The 21,562-nt window shown below is 59.9% G+C and carries 19 protein-coding genes; 12 read left to right on the top strand and 7 right to left on the bottom strand.

Annotated elements, in window-relative coordinates; genetic code table 11:
• Nucleotides 1-6 precede the first annotated feature (6 nt).
• Complete coding sequence (locus ACLEXF_RS12310; RefSeq protein ID WP_017899052.1) at nucleotides 7-210, bottom strand: MbtH family protein; 204 nt, start codon at nucleotides 208-210, stop codon at nucleotides 7-9.
• A gap of 27 nt (nucleotides 211-237) precedes the next feature.
• On the bottom strand, nucleotides 238-1,446 hold the full coding sequence (gene fes / locus ACLEXF_RS12315; RefSeq protein WP_407259894.1) for an enterochelin esterase: 1,209 nt from the start codon (nucleotides 1,444-1,446) through the stop codon (nucleotides 238-240).
• Nucleotides 1,447-1,705: 259 nt separating this feature from the next.
• Here fes and fepA point away from each other — a divergent pair, with 259 nt between their 5' ends.
• Nucleotides 1,706-3,934, top strand: coding sequence for a siderophore enterobactin receptor FepA (gene fepA / locus ACLEXF_RS12320; RefSeq protein ID WP_017899050.1), 2,229 nt, complete (start codon nucleotides 1,706-1,708; stop codon nucleotides 3,932-3,934).
• A gap of 66 nt (nucleotides 3,935-4,000) precedes the next feature.
• Nucleotides 4,001-4,630, top strand: coding sequence for an enterobactin synthase subunit EntD (gene entD, locus ACLEXF_RS12325; RefSeq protein ID WP_023319936.1), 630 nt, complete (start codon nucleotides 4,001-4,003; stop codon nucleotides 4,628-4,630).
• 36 nt (nucleotides 4,631-4,666) lie between these two features.
• On the opposite strand, the gene ACLEXF_RS12330 is transcribed toward entD, so the two are convergent.
• Nucleotides 4,667-5,602, bottom strand: a complete 936-nt coding sequence (locus ACLEXF_RS12330; protein WP_064189901.1) for a transketolase family protein — start codon at nucleotides 5,600-5,602, stop codon at nucleotides 4,667-4,669.
• Nucleotides 5,595-6,425, bottom strand: a complete 831-nt coding sequence (locus ACLEXF_RS12335) for a transketolase (RefSeq protein WP_017899047.1) — start codon at nucleotides 6,423-6,425, stop codon at nucleotides 5,595-5,597. The genes ACLEXF_RS12330 and ACLEXF_RS12335 overlap by 8 nt, the downstream gene beginning before the upstream one ends.
• Before the next feature lie 382 nt (nucleotides 6,426-6,807).
• Here ACLEXF_RS12335 and ACLEXF_RS12340 point away from each other — a divergent pair, with 382 nt between their 5' ends.
• The 8 genes from ACLEXF_RS12340 (at nucleotide 6,808) to ACLEXF_RS12375 (ending at nucleotide 15,750) form a co-directional block, all read left to right on the top strand.
• On the top strand, nucleotides 6,808-7,758 hold the full coding sequence (locus tag ACLEXF_RS12340) for a sugar-binding transcriptional regulator (RefSeq protein ID WP_002893602.1): 951 nt from the start codon (nucleotides 6,808-6,810) through the stop codon (nucleotides 7,756-7,758).
• Between the two features lie 347 nt (nucleotides 7,759-8,105).
• Nucleotides 8,106-9,626, top strand: coding sequence for an FGGY family carbohydrate kinase (locus ACLEXF_RS12345; protein ID WP_023319934.1), 1,521 nt, complete (start codon nucleotides 8,106-8,108; stop codon nucleotides 9,624-9,626).
• A 160-nt stretch (nucleotides 9,627-9,786) separates the two neighbouring features.
• Nucleotides 9,787-10,722, top strand: a complete 936-nt coding sequence (locus ACLEXF_RS12350; RefSeq protein WP_004176926.1) for a D-ribose ABC transporter substrate-binding protein — start codon at nucleotides 9,787-9,789, stop codon at nucleotides 10,720-10,722.
• Between the two features lie 43 nt (nucleotides 10,723-10,765).
• The gene (locus tag ACLEXF_RS12355; protein ID WP_182971392.1) at nucleotides 10,766-11,386 is read left to right on the top strand and encodes a DUF2291 family protein; all 621 of its coding nucleotides are present in this window, start codon (nucleotides 10,766-10,768) and stop codon (nucleotides 11,384-11,386) included.
• Between the two features lies 1 nt (nucleotide 11,387).
• On the top strand, nucleotides 11,388-12,932 hold the full coding sequence (locus ACLEXF_RS12360) for a sugar ABC transporter ATP-binding protein (RefSeq protein ID WP_108450617.1): 1,545 nt from the start codon (nucleotides 11,388-11,390) through the stop codon (nucleotides 12,930-12,932).
• 17 nt (nucleotides 12,933-12,949) lie between these two features.
• Entirely contained in the window at nucleotides 12,950-14,017 is a 1,068-nt protein-coding gene (locus ACLEXF_RS12365) for an ABC transporter permease (protein ID WP_002893591.1), read from the top strand.
• A 61-nt stretch (nucleotides 14,018-14,078) separates the two neighbouring features.
• Nucleotides 14,079-14,876 (top strand): SDR family oxidoreductase, encoded by a 798-nt coding sequence (locus tag ACLEXF_RS12370; RefSeq protein ID WP_002893589.1) that lies wholly within the window; start codon nucleotides 14,079-14,081, stop codon nucleotides 14,874-14,876.
• A gap of 88 nt (nucleotides 14,877-14,964) precedes the next feature.
• The gene (locus ACLEXF_RS12375) at nucleotides 14,965-15,750 is read left to right on the top strand and encodes an SDR family oxidoreductase (protein ID WP_023319932.1); all 786 of its coding nucleotides are present in this window, start codon (nucleotides 14,965-14,967) and stop codon (nucleotides 15,748-15,750) included.
• A gap of 52 nt (nucleotides 15,751-15,802) precedes the next feature.
• On the opposite strand, the gene ACLEXF_RS12380 is transcribed toward ACLEXF_RS12375, so the two are convergent.
• Entirely contained in the window at nucleotides 15,803-16,408 is a 606-nt protein-coding gene (locus ACLEXF_RS12380) for a glutathione S-transferase family protein (protein WP_023319931.1), read from the bottom strand.
• Nucleotides 16,409-16,661: 253 nt separating this feature from the next.
• Between ACLEXF_RS12380 and ACLEXF_RS12385 the strand changes: the two genes are divergently transcribed.
• Nucleotides 16,662-17,555: a LysR substrate-binding domain-containing protein gene (locus ACLEXF_RS12385; RefSeq protein WP_065696702.1), complete on the top strand. Its 894-nt coding sequence runs from the start codon at nucleotides 16,662-16,664 to the stop codon at nucleotides 17,553-17,555.
• Here the strand turns inward: ACLEXF_RS12385 and ACLEXF_RS12390 are convergent.
• Nucleotides 17,552-18,808: a mechanosensitive ion channel family protein gene (locus ACLEXF_RS12390; RefSeq protein WP_065696701.1), complete on the bottom strand. Its 1,257-nt coding sequence runs from the start codon at nucleotides 18,806-18,808 to the stop codon at nucleotides 17,552-17,554. The genes ACLEXF_RS12385 and ACLEXF_RS12390 overlap by 4 nt on opposite strands.
• A 225-nt stretch (nucleotides 18,809-19,033) precedes the next feature.
• Here ACLEXF_RS12390 and ivy point away from each other — a divergent pair, with 225 nt between their 5' ends.
• Nucleotides 19,034-19,480, top strand: coding sequence for an Ivy family C-type lysozyme inhibitor (gene ivy, locus ACLEXF_RS12395; protein WP_017899040.1), 447 nt, complete (start codon nucleotides 19,034-19,036; stop codon nucleotides 19,478-19,480).
• Between the two features lie 45 nt (nucleotides 19,481-19,525).
• On the opposite strand, the gene betT is transcribed toward ivy, so the two are convergent.
• On the bottom strand, nucleotides 19,526-21,559 hold the full coding sequence (gene betT, locus ACLEXF_RS12400; RefSeq protein ID WP_004885674.1) for a choline BCCT transporter BetT: 2,034 nt from the start codon (nucleotides 21,557-21,559) through the stop codon (nucleotides 19,526-19,528).
• Nucleotides 21,560-21,562: the final 3 nt, after the last annotated feature.

The raw sequence follows: 21,562 nt of genomic DNA on the forward strand, positions 1-21,562 counted from the left end.
AGCTCCTTATGCCGCATGATGAGCGGGGGTCAGTGTCGGCCAGTTAGCCGCCAGCCAGGCGTTGCACGCCTCAACCGACTGCGGAGGGCACACTACCGTCCATCCGGCAGGCAGCGCGCAGTGCCCCGGCCACAGGCTGTACTGCTGCTGATCATTGCGCAGAATGTAAAACTGCCCTTGCGGATTGTCGAAGGGGTTACTGAATTGCATATCAAACTCCTGTCGTAAAGCGCTGTGCTAAGGGGGCGACAGCAGAGGCTGCCAGAGCTGGATAAGCCCTGCCGTCAGCCCGCCTCGCCAGCAGAGCGCATCATGCCCGCCGTCAACCTGACGCCAGAAAATTGTCTGCTGCGTGGTGGTGAGTTGCGCCAGCAGCGCCTGGTTGGCGCGAAAAATAATCGGTTCACGCTGGCCCGCCTCCAGCCAGATGCGCAGCCCGGCCGCGGACGCCTCGCCCTGGCGCAGACGTTCGCCGATAAAGCCCTCCCCGCGGCCATCGCGATGCGGCCACCAGTAGGAGCCTGACTGGCTGAGCACGCAGCCAAATCGCTGCGGCCAGTTGAGGGCGGCGAACATCGCCGCCAGGCCGCCGAAGCTTTGCCCGGCCACCACCGTCCGATCCGGGCGGTCACTGAACGGGGCATGGCCGCGGACCAGGGGCAGGAGCTCCTCCTGCACCGCCAGCCAGAAATCGCGATGACAGGGCAGCTCAACCCCGCGGCGCTGGTTATCGATCGCGTCGATCAGCAGGTAGACCGCCGGCGGCAGTCTCCCCTCGCGGGTCAGCGCGGCCAGCGGCGACCACACCGGCATGCTTTCGGCCCAGAACTGGCCGTCAAGCAGGATCGCCAGCGGCCGTGTTTGCGGATCGACGGCCTCGCCGGGGGTGTAGATCCAGACCCGGCGATGGTTGCCCAGACGCGCGCTGCGCCACTCAAGGCAACGAGCGGGAGGATGCGCTGCATTAAGCTGGTCCCAGCCGGGCTGCGCCGGCGCCTGCGGCATCTCCAGAGCCGAGACCCCATGGCCGCGTCCACCCCGCCAGCTGTGCGGGTTCAGCGGATCGGCTATCGCCCGCGGCAGCAGTTTGCGCCAGCCTTCGCGCAGCAGCGCGCGGTCCGGCTTATCAGCGCTGAACACCTCAGGGGAAAAATCATCGTCACGGTCGGAAGGAATAAAGCAGTAGCTGCCGCGCCAGGTCGGCGACAGCGTGGTTCGCCAGCACCAGGCGTCGGTCCCGGGCAGACGTTGCAGCGATTGCGGCCACGCATTTTGATGGTGGTCGGTCACGCCGGTGATATAGAGCCATACCCGACGGCGTGGAGAACGCGTTTCATCCCCTGCCGGATCCCGCCACCAGAACGTCACCTCGATGGCGCCATCCACTGCGCGGCACTGCGGCCCCTGCAGGGTTTGCCACCACTCCTCGCTTCCTGTCCTTAACATTCTGTCATTAACCCTATGTATCGCGTGACTTTTTTAATTAATTGTCATTCTTTATTGATAATATTATTGATAACTATTTGCATTTGCAATAGCGTATTAGCGCGCCGTGGGAAGCGCGTCTTTCACAACACATGTCGAAGAGAGCTTATTCAGCTAGCGACGGAGTGCCTTTGCCCTCTTCCGGCAACATTTATGCCGCCTCCCCTCCCGGTGGGAAGGGGCGTTTGGGGAACGTGGCGACAAAAAAGCAGGAATAACAATGAATAACAGGATCAAATCCCTGGCCTTGCTGGTCAATCTGGGAATTTACGGGGTTGCTTTTCCGTTAAGCGCAGCGGAAACCGCCACCGACGATAAAAACAGCGCCGCGGAAGAGACCATGGTGGTCACCGCCGCCGAGCAGAACCTGCAGGCGCCGGGCGTCTCCACCATCACCGCCGATGAGATCCGCAAGCGTCCGCCGGCGCGCGACGTCTCGGAGATCATTCGCACCATGCCGGGGGTCAACCTGACCGGCAACTCCACCAGCGGCCAGCGCGGCAATAACCGCCAGATTGATATCCGCGGCATGGGCCCGGAAAACACCCTGATCCTGATCGACGGCAAGCCGGTCACCAGCCGCAACTCTGTGCGTCTCGGCTGGCGCGGCGAGCGCGACACCCGCGGCGACACCAGCTGGGTGCCGCCGGAGATGATCGAACGCATCGAAGTGATTCGCGGCCCGGCCGCCGCCCGCTACGGTAACGGCGCCGCCGGCGGCGTGGTGAATATCATCACCAAAAAAACCGGCGATGAGTGGCACGGCTCCTGGAACACCTATATGAACGCCCCGGAGCACAAAGACGAAGGCTCCACCAAGCGCACCAACTTCAGCCTCAGCGGCCCGCTGGGCGGCGATTTCAGCTTCCGCCTGTTCGGTAACCTCGACAAAACGCAGGCCGACGCCTGGGACATCAACCAGGGTCATCAGTCCGAACGCACCGGGATCTATGCCGACACCCTGCCGGCCGGGCGCGAAGGGGTAAAAAATAAAAACATCGATGGTCTGGTGCGCTGGGAATTCGCCCCGATGCAGTCGCTGGAGTTTGAGGCCGGCTACAGCCGCCAGGGGAACCTCTATGCCGGCGACACTCAGAACACCAACTCCAACGACCTGGTGAAAGAGAACTACGGCAAAGAGACCAACCGTTTGTACCGCAACACCTACTCGGTCACCTGGAACGGCGCCTGGGACAACGGCGTGACCACCAGCAACTGGGCGCAGTACGAACGCACCCGCAACTCGCGCAAAGGCGAAGGTCTGGCCGGGGGTACCGAGGGGATCTTCAACAGCAACCAGTTCACCGATATCGATCTGGCGGATGTGATGCTGCACAGCGAAGTCAGCATCCCGTTCGACTATCTGGTTAATCAGAACCTGACGCTGGGCAGCGAGTGGAACCAGCAGCGGATGAAGGATAATGCCTCCAATACCCAGGCGCTGTCGGGAGGAGAAATTCCGGGCTACGACAGCACCGGCCGCAGCCCGTACTCGCAGGCGGAGATCTTCTCCCTGTTCGCTGAGAACAACATGGAGCTGACCGACACCACCATGCTGACCCCGGCGCTGCGTTTCGATCACCACAGCATCGTCGGCAACAACTGGAGTCCGTCCCTTAACCTGTCCCAAGGGCTGTGGGACGACTTCACGCTGAAGATGGGCATCGCCCGCGCCTATAAAGCGCCGAGCCTGTATCAGACCAACCCGAACTACATTCTCTACAGCAAAGGCCAGGGCTGCTACGCCAGCAAAGACGGCTGCTATCTGCAGGGGAATGAAGATTTAAAAGCCGAGACCAGCATCAACAAAGAGATTGGCCTTGAGTTTAAACGCGACGGCTGGCTGGCGGGCGTGACCTGGTTCCGCAACGATTACCGCAACAAGATTGAGGCAGGCTATGCTCCGGTCTATCAAAACGGTAAAGGTACCGATCTCTACCAGTGGGAAAACGTGCCGAAAGCGGTAGTGGAAGGCCTGGAAGGCACGCTCAACGTCCCGGTGAGCGAGACCGTCAACTGGACCAACAACATCACCTATATGCTGCAGAGTAAGAACAAAGAGACCGGCGATCGTCTGTCGATTATCCCGGAATACACGCTAAACTCCACGCTGAGCTGGCAGGTACGCGATGATGTTTCGCTGCAATCGACCTTTACCTGGTACGGCAAACAGGAGCCGAAGAAGTACAACTATAAGGGTCAACCGGTTACCGGCAGCGAGAAGAACGAGGTCAGCCCCTACAGCATCCTCGGCCTGAGCGCGACCTGGGACGTCACCAAATACGTTAGTCTGACCGGCGGCGTGGATAACGTCTTCGACAAGCGCCACTGGCGCGCGGGCAACGCCCAGACCACTGGGGGTGCCACCGGCACGATGTACGGCGCCGGCGCCGAGACCTACAACGAATCGGGCCGCACCTGGTACCTGAGCGTCAACACCCACTTCTGATAGCGGGTTCTCCCTGCCCCGCCCTTGCAGGATAAAGGGCGGGGACAACCACGGTATTCTTGCCCTATGCGCATCCATCACGCCACCCTGCCGCTGGCCGGCTATACGCTGCAGCAGATCGATTTCGACCCGGCGACTTTCCAGCCTGAAGATCTGTTGTGGCTGCCCTACCACGCCAGCCTGAGCGGCTGGGGCCGCAAGCGGCAGGCGGAGCACCTGGCCGGGCGCATCGCCGCGGTCTACGCCCTGCGCGAGGTCGGGGAAAAACAGCCTCCCGCCATCGGCGATCGGCGCCAGCCGCTGTGGCCCGCGCCCTGGTTCGGCAGCATCAGCCACTGCGGCCAGCGCGCGCTGGCGGTAGTGACTGACCGGCCGGTGGGGGTCGATATCGAGCGCCGGTTTACGCCACCGCTGGCGGCGGAGCTGGAGAGCAGCATTATCAACGAGGTGGAAAAAAAGGTGCTGTTACACAGCGGCCTGCCCTTCCCGCTGGCGCTGACGCTGGCGTTTTCGGCGAAAGAGAGTGGGTTTAAGGCGACGCCGACGGCAAGCCAGCGCGCGCTGGGGTTCGACGACTTTCAGATCGTGGAGGTAACGGCAAGCACCGTAGCGCTGCGGTTTGCGGGGCAATGCTATCCGCTGCACTGGACCGCGTCGGAGGAGCAGGTCATCACGCTTTGCGCATTGCAGCAGTAAACGCCCGCGCGCTTCACGCGACGGGCGTTCAGGCCATCAGCCCCTGTTTTGCACCCGGGCGACGATGGCGGCGGCATCAAACCCGTGGTACTGGCGCATCCAGCCGCGATCGGCGGCGGCGGCGTACTCCCCGTCCGGGATCCCCAAGCGCTGTAGAGTAATGCCCACGCCTGCTTCCGCCAGCACCTCCGCCACCAGGCTGCCCAGACCGCCGTTGACGTTATGCTCTTCCACGGTGATCACCGAGCCGCACGGCCGAAGCGCCGCCAGCAGCGCCGCGGTATCGCAGGGGCGGATCGACGGCACGCTGACCACTTTCGCCTGAACGCCGAGGTCGGCAAGCCGCTGCGCTGCCTCCACCACCTCATGCACCGTCGAACCGGTGGCCACCAGCGCGACGTCCTCGCCTTCGCGCAGGGTCAGCACGGCGCCGGGAACAAAGCGATACGACTCGTCAAGCAGCTCCGGCAGCGCCTTGCCATCGAGGCGAATATAGACCGGGCCCTGATAAGCAAGGGCATAGTCGATAATCTGCCGACATTCGCGCGGCGTGGAGGGGGCGAAGATCTGGATATTGCCGAAGCCGCGCATCACCGCCAGATCGTCAATCGCATGGTGGGTGCTGGCCAGCGGACCGTAGCTGGCCCCGGCGTTAAGGCCAAATAGCTTCACGTTGGTGTTGTTGTAACAGACATCCACTTTGATTTGCTCATTAGCCCGCGAAATGAGAAACGGCGCGGCGTTACAGGTCACCGCCACTTTGCCGCCCAGCGCCAGACCAGCGGCGGTGCCGACCATACTCTGCTCAGCGATGCCGACGTTCACCAGCCGGCCGGGAAACTGCTTAATAAAGGGGGCGATTTTGGCCGTCGACGTGGAGTCGGCCACCACCGGCACCAGATCGACACCGCTTTCCACGGCGGCGATAAAGGCCTCGACCATGACGTTAGCCAGGTGTTCTGCATTACTCATCTTTCAGTTCCTCCAGCGCCAGAGCGATCTCTTCACCTTTCGGCACCCGGTGGTGCCACTCCGGGCGCCCCTGGATAAAGGAGATCCCCGCGCCTTTCGTGGTGTTGGCAATAATGACGTTTGGTTTACCCTTCTGCTGCAGCCCCTCGATGGCCGCGACCACCGAGGCCATGTCGTTCCCCTGGCATTCGCTGACCGCCATGCCGAAGGCGCGCCATTTGTCGGCCAGCGGATCGGTATTCATGATTTCGCGCGTCGGCCCGGCCAGCTGGAGATTGTTCTTATCATTAATAATGACCAGGTTATCCAGACCGTAATGCGCCGCTGCCAGGGCGGCTTCCCAGTTGCTGCCTTCCGCCAGTTCGCCGTCGCCAGTGATCAAAAAAATGCGGCGGGTGCTGTTGCTTTTCTTCGCGGCCAGCGCCAGCCCCACCGCAACAGGCAAACCGTGGCCCAGCGCGCCGGTGTTCAGCTCAATACCCGGCGTTTTCTGCCGCACCGGGTGGCCCGGGAGATGAGAATTAGCATGCTGGTAGGTCTCCAGCCACTCGACCGGGAAGAAGCCGGCCTCCGCCAGGACGCAGTAGTAGCAGCCCACCGCGTGGCCTTTCGACTGGATATAGATATCGCGCTGCGGGTCGTCGAGCCGATCCGGCGCGACGTTGAGAACGCGGAAATAGAGTGCGGTTAACAATTCGACCTGCGAGAGGTCGGCCCCGGTGTGGCCGCCGGCCGGACTATTGGCGTTTAAGCGCACTATGTGGCGCCGCACCGCGCGGGCTTTACGCTCCAGCGTCTGAATATCAAATCTGTAGGGATTCATTTCACACCTCTGAATTTATTTTCAGTATGGAATATTTATTCCAGCAAGAACTAAAAAAACCAGATATCCCTATGCCGGGTGGTAAGCCTTCTGCCACAGCGCCCTACTCAGGAACATTCTGCCTCCCGCTCCGGACTTAGCCCGGAGAAACACGTTGACTTGGAATCGCCTTGAATATATATTCAATGATGATTCTTTATTCGATTATGACCTGGCTGTTTTGTTTTTGTCCATAGTCGATTTTGAGGATTGGCAAAAGTTAGATGCCTGTCACACTTAAGTGTGATTTTTTTTCGCGTATGATAGAAGCCTCTATACCCTAAATAAAATGGCTGTCGCTAAGCGTCTGAACACAGGCGATAAATGATTTTCGAGGATTAATATGGCTAAGCAGGATGAACAACGGCTATTGGTTAAGATTGCCACGCTTTACTACCTGGAAGGACGAAAGCAGTCTGATATCGCCCAACTTCTCTCGCTCTCACAGTCATTTGTCTCCCGCGCCATTACCCGCTGCCAGAAAGAGGGCGTCGTCAAAATCAGCGTCGTACAGCCGTCAAACATTTTTCTGAAGCTCGAAAAAGGGCTTGAGGATCGCTACGGTCTTAAGCAGGCGGTGGTGGTGGATACCGAGGAAGAGGCCAGCGATCACACCATTAAGCGGGCGATTGGCTCCGCCGCCGCCCACTACCTGGAAACCCGTCTGCGGCCAAAAGATCTGATTGGCGTCTCCTCCTGGAGCTCAACCATTCGCGCGATGGTCGATGAAGTTCATGCGCAGAACCTGAAGGCCAGCGGCGTGATCCAGCTGCTCGGCGGCGTCGGGCCCAACGGTAACGTGCAGGCGACGATTCTTACCCAGACCCTCGCCCAGCGCCTGAACTGCGACGCCTGGCTGCTGCCGTCACAGAGCATCGAAGGATCCATGGAGGAGCGCAACCGGCTGCTGGCCAGCAAGGACGTCGCGGACGTAGTGTCGCGCTTTGACGAGGTGGATATCGCCATCGTCGGCATCGGCATTCTCGAACCCTCCCAGCTGCTGAAAACCTCCGGGAACTACTATCACGAAGATATGCTGCAGGTGCTGGCGGCGCGCGGCGCGGTGGGCGATATCTGCCTGCACTACTACGACAAAAACGGCCATCCGGTGTTACGCGATGATGAAGATCCGGTGATCGGCATGGCGCTGGAGAAGGTCAAAAAATGCCCGAACGTGGTCGCGCTGGCCGGCGGCACTGACAAAGTCGCGGCCATCAAAGGCGCCCTCACCGGCGGCTACATTGACGTTTTAATCACCGATTATCCTACCGCCCGCATGCTGGTCAGCGACTAACCTGCCGCGCTGTTTTTCCTCTCTGCCGCCCTGACGCGCTTTTTTAGCCTCAGGGCTGCCTCAGTTAATGCATTGAAATTCAATGAGTTAATCTACCACTCCAGTCGCCTGCCGCCGCTTTCGCCGATCGGCGAAATGTGATTGCCAGCACAATTGATGATTTTTCCGGTAGCCCGTCACCGGGTTTGTGGCTTAAGGTATCAAATAAATAATCACTATCGAATATATATTCAGTGATTAAGAAGATGATAACGAAATGTCACATCATGGCCTGCGTAAACGCATGAGACGGTGGAAGATATCCCGTCTCCGCTGTTCCAGGACACCGGGTGACCGAGGAGAGCACGATGCAGGCGACAGCAAAAGAGTTCATCATCGCCCTGGATGAAGGCACCACCAACGCCAAAGCGGTGGTGCTGGATAGCCGGGGCAAGGTTATCGTCAAATTCTCGCAGCCGCTGGCGCTCCAAACGCCGCGCGACGGCTGGGTGGAGCAGTCGGGCGAGGCGCTGGTGGCCGCCTCGCTGGCGGTGATCGCCAGCGCGGTGGCCCACGTCGGCGCGGAAAACGTCGCCGCGCTGGCCATCAGCAACCAGCGGGAAACCGCCATCGGCTGGTATCGCGACAGCGGCGAACCGATTAACGCAGCCATTACCTGGCAATGCACCCGCAGCGCCGCGTTCTGCGACACGCTGCGTCACGATCGTCAGGAACAGCGTATTAAACAGGCCACCGGCCTGCCGATCGCCCCGCTATTCTCGGCCTCCAAAATGCGCTGGCTGCTGGATGCGACTGCCGATGGCCGCCTGCGCGCCGAACGCGGCGAGATTTGCCTCGGCACTATCGACAGCTGGCTGCTGTGGAATCTGACCGCCGGAGAAGCCTTCTGCTGCGACTACTCCAATGCCGCCCGCACCCAGTTGTTGAATCTGCACCGCGGCGAGTGGGACGACGAGATGCTAGCGCTGTTCGGCATTCCGCGCGCGGCGTTGCCGGACATTAAACCGTCGAGCGGCCTCTTCGGCCATACCAAAGGGCTGGCCGCTATTCCAGACGGTATTCCCATTATGGCGATGATCGGCGACTCCCACGCGGCGCTGTTCGGCCACGCGCTCGGCGAAGCGGGCTGCGTGAAAGCCACCTACGGCACCGGCTCATCGGTGATGGCGCCGGTCAAATCGGCGCAGTGCGATATCGAGGCGCTGGCGACCACTGTCGCTTGGCACGATGGCGATCAGCTGGTGTGGGGGCTGGAAGGTAATATTCCCCACACCGGCGATGCCGTCGCCTGGATGGCGGACAGCACCGGCCTGAGCGAGCTCTCTGCCGCCGAGCTGGCCCATGAGCTGAACACCCTTCCCGCCTCCGTCGACTCGACCCTCGGGGTGTACTTCGTGCCGGCGCTGACCGGTCTCGGCGCCCCCTGGTGGGACGATAGCGCCCGCGGCGTGATCTGCGGTCTGAGTCGCGGGGTGAAACGCGCGCATCTGATCCGCGCGGCGCTGGAGTCCATCACCTATCAGATTGCCGACGTGGTGGTGGCGATGCGTCAGCATGAGGAGTTCACCCTGACGGCGCTGATGGTGGACGGCGGGCCGACCAACAATGACTGGCTGATGCAATACCAGGCCGATCTGCTCGGCTGCCCGGTGATGCGCAGCGACGTGCCGGAGCTGTCCGCCATCGGCGCGGCGTTGCTGGCGCGTAAAGCGCTCCATCCCGGGTCGACCGCCGACCTGCAGGCCTTCTTAACCGAACACAGCGCCTTTCAGCCCGACATGGCCCGCCACCAGCGCTTGCAAACGCGCTGGCAGGAGTGGCGCCATGCGGTCGACCGAACATTATGGAAACCGGACTCGCCAGCCTGAACGCCAGACTGCGCGACGACACGCATTCACTTATCACAGGAGAAACCCGGCCCATAACGATATCGCTATCCCCGAATGTATTCAGGGGAAATTTCAGACCGTAAAAGCCTGCCCGCTCAGGGGCTCATTTGTTCGAATATAAAAATACAGGAACAGAGTCATGAAATTACGTATAACCCTTTTAACCGCTGCTACCCTGACCGCCTTCTCCTTTGCCGCGCACGCCGCGGAGAAAGGCACCATTATGATCATGGTCAACTCGCTGGATAACCCGTATTACGCCTCGGAAGCCAAAGGCGCCAGCGAAAAAGCCCAGGCGCTCGGCTATAAAACCACCGTGCTGTCCCATGGCGAAGATGTCAAAAAGCAGAATGAGCTTATCGACACCGCCATTGGTAAAAAGGTGCAGGGCATTATTCTTGATAACGCCGACTCCACCGCCAGCGTCGCCGCCATTGAAAAGGCCAAAAAAGCCGGCATTCCGGTGGTCTTAATTAACCGTGAAATTCCGGTTGATGATGTGGCGCTGGAACAAATTACCCACAATAACTTCCAGGCCGGCTCCGAGGTCGCCAACGTCTTCGTCGAGAAGATGGCGGAGAAAGGCAAATACGCCGAGCTGACCTGCAACCTCGCCGATAATAACTGCGTCACCCGTTCTAAATCTTTCCATCAGGTCATTGACCAGTATCCGGATATGGTCAGCGTGGCGAAACAGGATGCCAAAGGCACCCTGATCGACGGCAAGCGCATCATGGACAGCATTCTGCAGGCTCACCCGGACGTGAAAGGCGTGATCTGCGGCAACGGGCCGGTCGCCCTCGGCGCGATTGCAGCGTTGAAAGCGGCCAACCGTAGCGATGTGATCGTCGTCGGCATCGACGGTAGCAACGATGAGCGCGACGCCGTGAAAGCCGGCACCCTGCAGGCGACCGTGATGCTGCAAGCGCAGGCCATCGCCGCTCAGGGCGTCACCGATCTGGATAATTACCTGCAAAAAGGCGAAAAGCCGGCCAAACAGCGCGTGATGTTCCGCGGCATTCTGATTACCCAGGATAACGCCGATAAAGTCCAGGATTTCAACATTAAGTCCTGAGTTCGGGTGGTTGCGCCCCCGCGGGGGCGCAGAGGAGAGCATTATGTTTAAGAAAACCTGTCTGACGCTGGCCGTACTGGCGCTTGGGGGCTGTCGCATCGTCTCGCAGCAGGAGCTGGCAGATCTGAAATCGCCGCCCAACCCGCATATGGCGAACATGGATAAAACCTGGCAGCAGAGCATCGTACCCCAGGTGGTGGCGAAAGCGCGCCCGGCGGCGGAACTGATGAGCGCGCTCAAGGCGGCAAAAGATATCGATAGCGCCTGCAAAGCCCTTGGCTACCGCGCGCAGGACGAAAACCCCTGCATCTTCTACGTCAAGGTTTCAGGTACTGTCAGCAAGCTCGATACCGCCTCGCGCAGCGGCAAGATGACCCTGTCCGACGCCAGCGTCGGCAATGTGACGGTGCAAATTGGCCCCACCCTGCGCGGCACCCAGCTGCGCGACGGCTACAGCGGCGCCAGCTATCAGGACTTTAACGACCAGGTGCTGTTCGGCGAGTACAGCAAGAATATCAACAGCCAGGCGGTCAAAATGATTCAGACAGCCAACATCAAAACCGGCGACAGCGTGGATGTGTACGGCGTCTTCTCGGCGTGGGATATTCCGCCAACCCTCCCGGAAATTACCCCGGCGAAAATCGTTCACGCGGGGGGGCAATAATATGGCGCCGCACGATCTCGTCGCTCCCCAGCCCGTTGAGTCTGAAGTGATTATCGAAACTCGCGGCCTGTCGCGCGTCTATCCCGGCGTGACCGCCCTGGATAATGTCAATTACCGGGTCTATCGAAATAAGGTCAACGTGCTGATCGGAGAAAATGGTGCGGGTAAATCCACCATGATGAAAATGCTTGCCGGTGTGGAAACACCCTCCTCCGGGCAAATTATTCTCGATGGCGAGGCGGTGACTTTAAACTCTACCCATCAGGCAGAGAAATTCGGCATCAGCATTATTTTCCAGGAACTGAATTTATTTCCCAATATGAATGTGATGGACAACATCTTCATGGCAAATGAATTCTTTCAGAAAGGACGCATCAACGAAAAATATCAGTACGCGCTGGCCAAATCGCTGCTGGAGCGACTGGAGCTGGATGTCGATCCCTACACCCCGCTGGGCGAACTCGGTATCGGCCACCAACAATTAGTCGAGATTGCCCGCGCGCTGTCGAAAGACACCCGGGTGCTGATCATGGACGAACCCACCTCGGCGCTGAGCCAGTCTGAGGTGAAAGTGCTGTTCAAGGTGATCGCGCAGCTTAAGCGCCGCGGCGTGACCATTATCTATATCTCGCATCGCCTCGAAGAGCTGATGGAGATCGGCGACCACATCACCATTTTCCGCGACGGCCGCTTTATCAGCGAGCGTCACGTCAGCGACGCCAGCGTGCCGTGGATCATCGAGCAGATGGTCGGCGATAAGAAAAAACATTTCGATTATCAACCGGCGCCAAAAGGCAACGCGGTGCTTGACGTCAAGGGACTGACCGCGCTGCATCCCAGCGGCGGCTACAAGCTCAATGACGTCACCTTCACCCTCAGAAAAGGCGAAGTGATCGGTATTTACGGCCTGCTGGGGGCCGGACGCACCGAGCTGTTCAAAGGCCTGGTGGGCCTGATGCCCTGCCAGCGCGGCGAGGTGCACCTCAATGGCGAAAGCATCGGCAAAACACGCTTTCAGCAGCGTCTGAAAAAAGGGCTGGCGCTGGTGCCGGAGGACCGCCAGGGCGAAGGCGTGGTGCAGATGATGTCAATTCAGGCCAACATGACGCTCTCTGATTTCAGCCTGCAGGGTTTTCGCCGCGCCTGGCGCTGGTTGAATCCGCAAAAAGAAGAGACCTGCGTGAAAGCGATGATCCAGCAGCTGGCGATCAAGGTCAGCGACGCCAATTTGCCCATCACCTCGCTGAGCGGCGGCAATCAACAAAAAGTGGTGCTGGGTAAAGCGCTGATGACCCAGCCGCAGGTGGTGTTCCTCGACGAACCGACGCGCGGCATCGACGTCGGTGCGAAAACCGACGTCTACCACCTGATCGGCAAAATGGCCCAGCAGGGGCTGGCGGTGATGTTTTCATCTTCTGAACTGGATGAGGTGATGGCCCTGGCCGACCGCATCCTGGTGATGGCCGATGGCCGCATTACCGCCGATCTACCGCGTCATGCGGTGACCCGCGAACAGTTAATCGCGGCTTCAACTCCTCAAGATTAATCAGGCTGGAATCCATCATGAACCAGAAATATATGATTTATATGTACCTGCTGAAGGCCCGCACCTTTATCGCCCTGCTGCTGGTGATCGCATTCTTCAGCGTGATGGTACCCAACTTCCTGACCGCCTCTAACCTGCTGATCATGACCCAGCACGTGGCGATCACCGGCCTGCTGGCCATCGGCATGACGCTGGTCATTCTCACCGGCGGCATTGATTTGTCCGTCGGCGCGGTGGCGGGGATCTGCGGCATGGTGGCGGGCGCGCTGCTGACCAACGGCCTGCCGCTGTGGAACGGCGACATCCTCTTCTTTAACGTCCCGGAGGTGATCCTCTGCGTAGCGATCTTCGGCGTGCTGGTCGGCCTGGTGAACGGCGCGGTGATTACCCGCTTCGGCGTGGCGCCGTTTATCTGCACCTTAGGCATGATGTACGTCGCCCGCGGCTCCGCGCTGCTGTTTAACGACGGGAGCACCTACCCGAATCTCAACGGCATGGAAGCGCTGGGCAACACCGGTTTCGCTACCCTCGGCTCCGGCACCCTGCTCGGCGTCTATCTGCCCATCTGGCTGATGATCGGCTTCCTCGTGCTGGGCTACTGGCTGACCACCAAAACGCCGCTTGGCCGCTACATCTACGCCATCGGCGGCAACGAGTCCGCCGCCCGCCTCGCCGGCGTGCCGATCGTGAAAGCGAAAATATTCGTCTATGCCTTCTCCGGCCTGTGCGCGGCCTTTGTCGGCCTGATCGTCGCATCACAGCTGCAAACCGCGCACCCGATGACCGGCAACATGTTTGAGATGGACGCCATCGGCGCCACCGTGCTCGGCGGCACTGCGCTGGCCGGCGGCCGTGGTCGGGTAACCGGCTCGATTATCGGCGCCTTCGTGATCGTCTTCCTTGCCGACGGCATGGTGATGATGGGCGTCAGCGATTTCTGGCAAATGGTGATTAAAGGCGTGGTGATCGTCACCGCCGTGGTCGTCGACCAGTTCCAGCAGAAGCTGCAGAGCAAGGTCATCCTGATGCGCCGCCATGAGGAGAAACTGGCCGCCATCCCCCCCAACGGCGCCACCTCCAGCTAACCGGCAACGATTCATATCTTCCGCCGGGCCTGGTGCCCGGCTCAGCGAAAGGGAACAACATATGCAACGAGATTTCCAGAACAAAACGGTGGTGATCACCGGCGCCTGCCGCGGCATCGGCGCGGGTATTGCCGAGCGCTTCGCCCGCGACGGCGCGAACCTGGTAATGGTTTCCAACGCCGAACGGGTTCATGAGACCGCCGAAACCCTGCGTCAGCGCTATCAGGCGGACATTTTATCGCTGCAGGTCGATGTGACCGACGAAGCCCAGGTGCAGGGGCTGTATGAGCAGGCCGCCGCCCGCTTCGGCACCATTGACGTCTCGATTCAGAACGCCGGGGTGATCACCATCGATTACTACGACCGGATGCCAAAAGCCGATTTCGAAAAAGTGCTGGCGGTCAACACCACCGGCGTCTGGCTGTGCTGCCGCGAGGCGGCCAAATATATGGTGAAACAGAATCACGGCAGCCTGATCAACACCTCATCCGGTCAGGGGCGCCAGGGCTTCATCTATACCCCGCACTATGCCGCCAGCAAGATGGGCGTGATCGGCATTACCCAAAGCCTGGCTCATGAGCTGGCGCCGTGGAATATCACCGTCAACGCCTTCTGCCCGGGCATTATTGAAAGCGAAATGTGGGATTACAACGACCGCGTGTGGGGCGAAATTCTCAGCACCGAGCAGAAGCGCTACGGCAAAGGCGAGCTGATGGCGGAGTGGGTCGAGGGCATTCCGATGAAGCGCGCCGGCAAACCGGAAGACGTCGCCGGGCTGGTGGCGTTTCTCGCCTCCGACGACGCCCGCTATCTCACCGGACAGACCATTAACATCGATGGCGGTTTGATTATGTCCTGAGCACGGTAGCCCGGTTAAGGCGCGGCGCGCCGCCAACCGGGAAGCCTGGCTCCCGATGTTCGACACTATATTGAAGAGAATAATCATTATGATCGGTAAAGACTTTGCACAACAGCTGTTTAGCCTGCGGGATCGCGTCGCCTTTGTCACCGGCGCCGGCAGCGGCATTGGCCAGACCATCGCCTGCAGTCTCGCCAGCGCCGGCGCGCGGGTGGTCTGTTTTGATCTTCGCGACGACGGTGGGCTGGCGGAAACGGTCAGTCATATTGAATCCATTGGTGGCCAGGCCTGCGCCTACACCGGCGATGTCCGCCAGCTGGCCGACCTGCGCGCCGCCGTCGCGCTGGCCAAAAGCCGCTTTGGCCGCCTCGACATCGCCGTTAACGCCGCCGGGATCGCCAACGCCAATCCGGCGCTGGAGATGGAGAGCGAGCAATGGCAGCGGGTGATCGATATCAATCTCACCGGGGTGTGGAATTCCTGCAAAGCGGAAGCGGAGCTGATGCTGGAGTCCGGCGGCGGGTCGATTATCAATATCGCCTCGATGTCGGGGATTATCGTTAACCGCGGCCTCGACCAGGCGCATTACAACTGCTCCAAAGCCGGCGTGATCCATCTGTCGAAAAGCCTGGCGATGGAGTGGGTGGGCAAAGGGATCCGCGTCAATTCCATCAGCCCGGGATATACCGCCACGCCGATGAATACCCGCCCGGAGATGGTGCACCAAACCCGCGAGTTTGAAAGCCAGACGCCGATGCAGCGGATGGCGAAGGTGGAAGAGATGGCCGGCCCGGCGCTGTTCCTCGCCAGCGACGCCGCCTCGTTCTGCACCGGCGTAGACCTGGTGGTCGACGGCGGGTTTGTCTGCTGGTGATCATTTCCTGCTTCAGGGCGCCACGCTGCGGCGCCCCTCTCCATCCCCGCCGTTAAGCCAGAGGATACTGTTGAAACGCCGGCAGCGCCTCCCCCTTCTGCGCCAGCGCGCGAATATGCGCAAACTCCGCTGCCGGCACCACCGCCGGGATCATCAACTGGATAAAGGACCAGACCACCGTGCTGGTGACCATCACCTGGTCCGGATGCGCGGCGACAGCGCGGTCTGCCAGCCGGGCGTCCCATTCCCGACAGGCGGCAAGCAGCTGGCCGGTCACCCGGGCTATCCACGGCTGATGCTGCTTCTCTTCCGGCCGCAGACGGTGCTCATAAACATGCTGGACCGCTTTTTCACTGGCGGCGAGGATCACCCCCAGCAGGTGCAGGTCGTGGGCCAGCGCCTCGGGATGAGCGGGAAGTAGCCGACGCCCGGCGGGGTTGGCCGTTTCGAAATAATGGAGGATCAGCGTGGAGTCCATCAGCTGCGTCCCGTTATCAAGAATCACCGTCGGCGCCTTGACCACCGGATTAATACGGGAGAATTCGTCAAAGCCGCTAAAGACCGATAGCGGCAGGCTCTCAAATTCCACGCCATAGAGCGCCAGAGAAACCGCCACGCGTCTTACATAAGGTGAATCCATCATACCAATGAGTTTCATCGTCACTCCTGCCTGCGATAAAGGGGTTGCTGGCTTACCTTACTGGAAAACCCGCCCCGCGAATATCAGGGGATGCTTACCGCAATGGTTAGGAAAACTAACAAACTGGCGCCACGGGGTAGTCCGCCTGTCTCCCCTGTGCTATACCGACTGAGACAGCCTGCATCCCCTCGACAGCCTGTTCACGGCGGCTATAAAACCCGCTAACCCGGTAGTAACGTTAACGTATCGACTCACAGACTGAGAGATCACCATGGCAGATTTTCCCCCTGTCGCCAGCCTGCGCAGCTTTGAGGCGGTGGCGCGCCTCGGCAGCGTGACGCAGGCCGCCCACGAAATGAGCGTGACCCATTCGGCGGTCAGCCAGCACATCAAACAGCTGGAAGCCCTGGTCGGCGTCTCACTGTTTGTCCGCCACGGCCGCGGGGTGCGCATCACGGAAGAGGGGCGGCTCTATGCCCTGCAAATCCGCGAGGCGTTACAGCACATCGCCGACGCCACGCGGATGGTGCAGATCAAACCCCGCACCATGGAACTGACCCTGGCGACCCTCCCCTCCTTTGGCTGCCACTGGCTGCTGCCGCGGCTGGCGCGCTTTCAGGCGCGACATCCGCAGATCGCGGTGCGCCTGCTTACCAGCCTGGCGGTAGTCAACCTGCAGCAGGAGGGTATCGATCTGGCCATTCGCATGGGGCAAGGCGACTGGGAGGGGATGGAAAGCCGGCATCTGTTTGCCGATGAACAGCTGGTGGTGGCCGCGCCGCACTATCGCGGCGGCGACCTGCCGACCACCCCGCAGGCGATCGCCGCCAGCGATATCGTTTTTTCCATGGAGTCGTGGCACGCCTGGTGCAGCCAGGCGGGGCTGGAAAAGATCATCGTCCCCGCGGGCCTGCGCCTGAACGACTCCAACCTGGTGCTGGAGGCGGTTCGCCTGGGGGCCGGCGTGGCGCTGGAGCGGCGCTCGCTGGTGGCGGGAGCCATAGCCCGCGGCGAGCTGGTGCAGCTCACCGCCGTCACCGTCCCCTACCCCTGGCACTACTGGCTGACCGTCTCCCCGCAGGCGGAGAACCGGCCGGAAATCGCCCGGTTCATCGCCTGGCTGGAAGAGGAGATCGTCCTCTGGCGCCAGCAGATCAGCGCTTAGCCTTCGGCCGATGGCGGCAGGCCCGCCCGGGCGGCGTGCTCCTGGGAGAGACGCCAGAAATCGTGCCCGGCAGGATACTGATAAAGTCGCAGGGAGAACTGCCCGGCCACCGCGGTAATGTACTCAAATATCGCCGACTGGGTGTTTTCGTAGTCTTTCCACAGCGTCGAGGAGGTGAAGCAGTAAATCTCCAGTGGGATACCCGACGGCGACGGTTTCAGCGTTCTCGCCACAATGTACATCTCCTTAATAATATCCGGCCGCTCGGCGAGATAGTGCATCAGGTAGTGGCGAAACAGAGTCAGGTTGGTCAGGCCGTTATCGACAAACCAGCGGTCCGCCACGCCGCCGGGATCCCGGCCGTCAAGCAACGTGGTCAAAGGCTCATTCACCCCGCGGATGGCCAGCATCGAGGAGAGCATCTCCTGGTCGAGAAAACGCACCGAGTGCTGATCGATGGCGATACTGCGCATGATCCGCCGCGCCCCGGAGGAGAACATCGCCTGCCAGTTGGTATAGGTCTCGGTGAGGAAATTCTTGGTGGGAATACGGGAGATGGTATTGTCCCAGTTGCGGATGGTAATGGTGTGCAGCGCGATATCCGTCACCTCGCCGCTGAGGTTCTTGTCAGGCATTTCAATCCAGTCCCCCAGCTGGAGCACGTCGTTGGACGACAGCTGAACGTTCGCCACCAGCGACAGCAGGGTATGCTGGAACACGATCATCAGCACCGCCGCCACCGCCCCCAAACTGGAGATAATAATAATCGGCGATTTATTCGACATCACGGCGAGGATCATAATCGCCGCCAGGATGTGAACTAAGATTTTGCCTATCTGGATATAGCCCTTAATGGAATGATTTTTACGTTTGGTTTTTCGCAGATAAGAGCTGTTAACAATATCCAGCATCTCGTTGAAAAACACCGACATAAAAATAAAAAACAAGATCCCGCAGACGGTATTAATCGCCGTCACCAGCGATGCCGGCATCGCCGGCATAAACTGCAGAACGTAATAGACGATAATAACCGGAATGAAATTGGACAGCTTTTCGGCGATGCGTCGATCCTTCTCCAGCGGCACGTCCTGTTTATGGCTACCAAAGAAGACCTTACGCACCACTTTAATCAGCAAGAACTTGCATAAAAGGTGGGCAAATATGCCGGAGAGCAGCAGCAGAATAAGGTTAAATCCCACCGCCAGCGCCGGATTACTCTCAATAAACGTCAGTAGATGATTCACATACTCCATGCTTTATCGCCTGAATAACTATGCCATTTCGCTAACTGCTTTATCACAAGGGCATATATTGGAAAAAGTTAATCAATCCGCATCATGGCATATCGCTTAGCGTAACGTCCATGCGCGCACCGCCGCTAATCATTCACGAGATATATGTCAAAGTTTGCATTAATCATTATCTACGCTCACTATAAAGAGGCTTGTTATCAGGACGGAATAAGTCCAGGAGGAAACATGTTTAAAACGCTTACCGCTATTATCGCCTTAGCCGCCTCCGCCAGCGTTATGGCGCAAGGCGACGTCACGCTGAACAGTCTGGCCCACGATAGCGCCACCCGGGCGTCGTTTAACCAGATGGTCAAAGGCCATCAGCTGCCCGCCTGGGTGACCACCGGCGGCACCGGTTCGCCGGCGCAGACGGTGAAGCTGGGCAGCGAATCCTGGCAGGTGTTAAGCGCCTGCAAACCCCACGACTGCGGCCACGAGCGTATCGCGGTGATCTGGTCGGAGAAAAGCAAACAGATGTCAGGCGTTTACTCGGTGGTCGATGAAAAAACCGACCAGGAGAAGCTGACCTGGCTTAACGTCAGCGACGCCCTGTCCATCGATGGCAAAACCGTGCTGTTTGCCGCCCTCAGCGGTAGCCTCGACAACCATCCGGACGCCTTTAACTACCAGTAACCGCCCGTCGCCCCCGTCAGTCTTTCGCCGACGGGGGCTCCCTGGCTAGCCATCCGGGAACATCACGCTGTTCCCCGGCGCTTCCCTGTGCAAATGGATAAAGTTCAGGTGCCGCTCGTACTGGTCGAGAATATCGGTGATCACCTGCTCTTTGCTGTAGTCCATCAGGTCGTTACCCTGGCTGCCCTCCAGCAGGAAGGTCTCCAGCCGGTAATAGGTGGATTTCCCGCTGCGCGCCCGATAGGTAAAGCCCGGCACCGAGTACTGCTGCGGCCAGATCTTGTAGATAAAGTTCTGCTCGTCGCCCATGTGCACCAGCAGGTCGAGGTGGCCAAGGTTCTCGCCCTCTTCCGGCGGCAGGCTCTTCAGTTCCACCGCGGCGCCGCGCAGCCGCAGCTCCTGGGCCACTTCCTCCATCGCCGGGTAGCACACCGTCTCCATCATCTGTTTGGTATAGCGTGTGCCCGGGTAATTCATCAGCCGCGACAGGCGCTTCTTCCAGCTCAGCCGGTCCTGCAGGCCCATCGGGCGCGGGGCGGTGTCGCGGCTGGCGCTGACCCGACGGTAATCTTCCACTTTCAGGGATTTATACAGTCCGGCCATCACGAAGAAAATCACAAAGCTGAACGGCAGCCCCATGATCACCGTGGTGTTCTGCAGCGCCGAGATGCCGTTGGTCATCAGCATCCCGAGGGTTAGCAGGCCGATAGCTACCGACCAGAAGATGCGCAGCCAGTTCGGGGCGTCGCTGTTAATGTCCTTCAGCTTCGAGGTGAAATTCCCCAGCACCAGCGCGCCGGAGTCGGCGGAGGTGACGTAGAACAGCAGACCGGTAATGGTCGCCACCGAGGCGCTAAAGGTAAACGCCGGATACTGCGCCAGCAGGCTGTAGAAGCCGCGCTCCGGGTGGAGCATCGCCTCCTCGGCAAAGGCCGCGTCGCCGTGGATGATCTCATACAGCGCGCTGTTGCCGAACACCGACAGCCACAGCAGGGTAAAGGTGAACGGAATGATCAGGGTGCCCATCACAAACTGGCGGATGGTGCGCCCGCGCGAAATGCGCGCCAGGAACAGGCCAACGAACGGCGACCAGGCCACCCACCACGCCCAGAAAAAGAGCGTCCAGTTGTTCATCCACTCTACCGGGCGGTCGAAGGCGAAGCTGTTCAACGTCATGCCCATAAAGCGGTTGACGTAGTCGCCGACGTTGAGCACTAACGCATTGAGCAGGAAGGAGGTATCGCCCATGAACAGCACGAACAGGATCAGCCCCAGCGCGAGGGCGACGTTCAGTTCAGAGAGCACGCGGATGCCCTTGTCCACCCCGGAGGTGACCGAGATGGTGGCGATGATCACCGACAGCGCAATCAGGGCCGCTTTCGCCGCCAGCGAGTCCGGAATATCGAACAGCACGCTCAGACCGTAGTTGAGCTGCACCACGCCAATGCCGAGGGTAGTGGCGATGCCGAAGATGGTGCCGATCACCGCCGCGATATCGACGCTGTGGCCGATGGGCCCATTGATCCGTTTGCCGAAAATCGGGTACAGCGCCGAGCGGATGGTCAGCGGCAAATTATAACGATAGCTAAAGTATCCCAGCGCCATGCCCATCAGGGCATACATCGACCAGCCGGTTAAGCCATAGTGAAACAGGGTCCAGACCATCGCCTGGCGCGCCGCCTCGATGGTCTGCCCCGCCCCTTCCGGCGGCTGCATGTATTGCGTCACCGGCTCGGCCACGGAGAAGAACATCAGGTCGATGCCGATCCCGGCGGCGAACAGCATCGCCGCCCAGCTCAGCAAGCTGAACTCGGGCTTGGACTGCTCCGGCCCGAGCTTCACCGATCCGAAGCGCGAGCAGGCAATGCAGACGACGAAGACGATATACAGCGTCGCCGCCAGCAGATAGTACCAGCCGAAGGTTTTCGACACCCAGCCCAGGGTGCGTCCAATCCACTCGGCAGAAAAATCGCGAAAAAAGATCGTCATCAGGGAAAACAACAAAATCAGTCCGGCAGAGGTGTAAAAAACCACCGGATTGATTTTGTCCTTTTCTCTGTTTTGCGAAAGATCTGTCATCCA

The sequence above is a fragment of the Klebsiella pneumoniae complex sp. WS1778 genome (genome assembly GCF_049472055.1).
Lineage (GTDB): Bacteria > Pseudomonadota > Gammaproteobacteria > Enterobacterales > Enterobacteriaceae > Klebsiella > Klebsiella quasipneumoniae.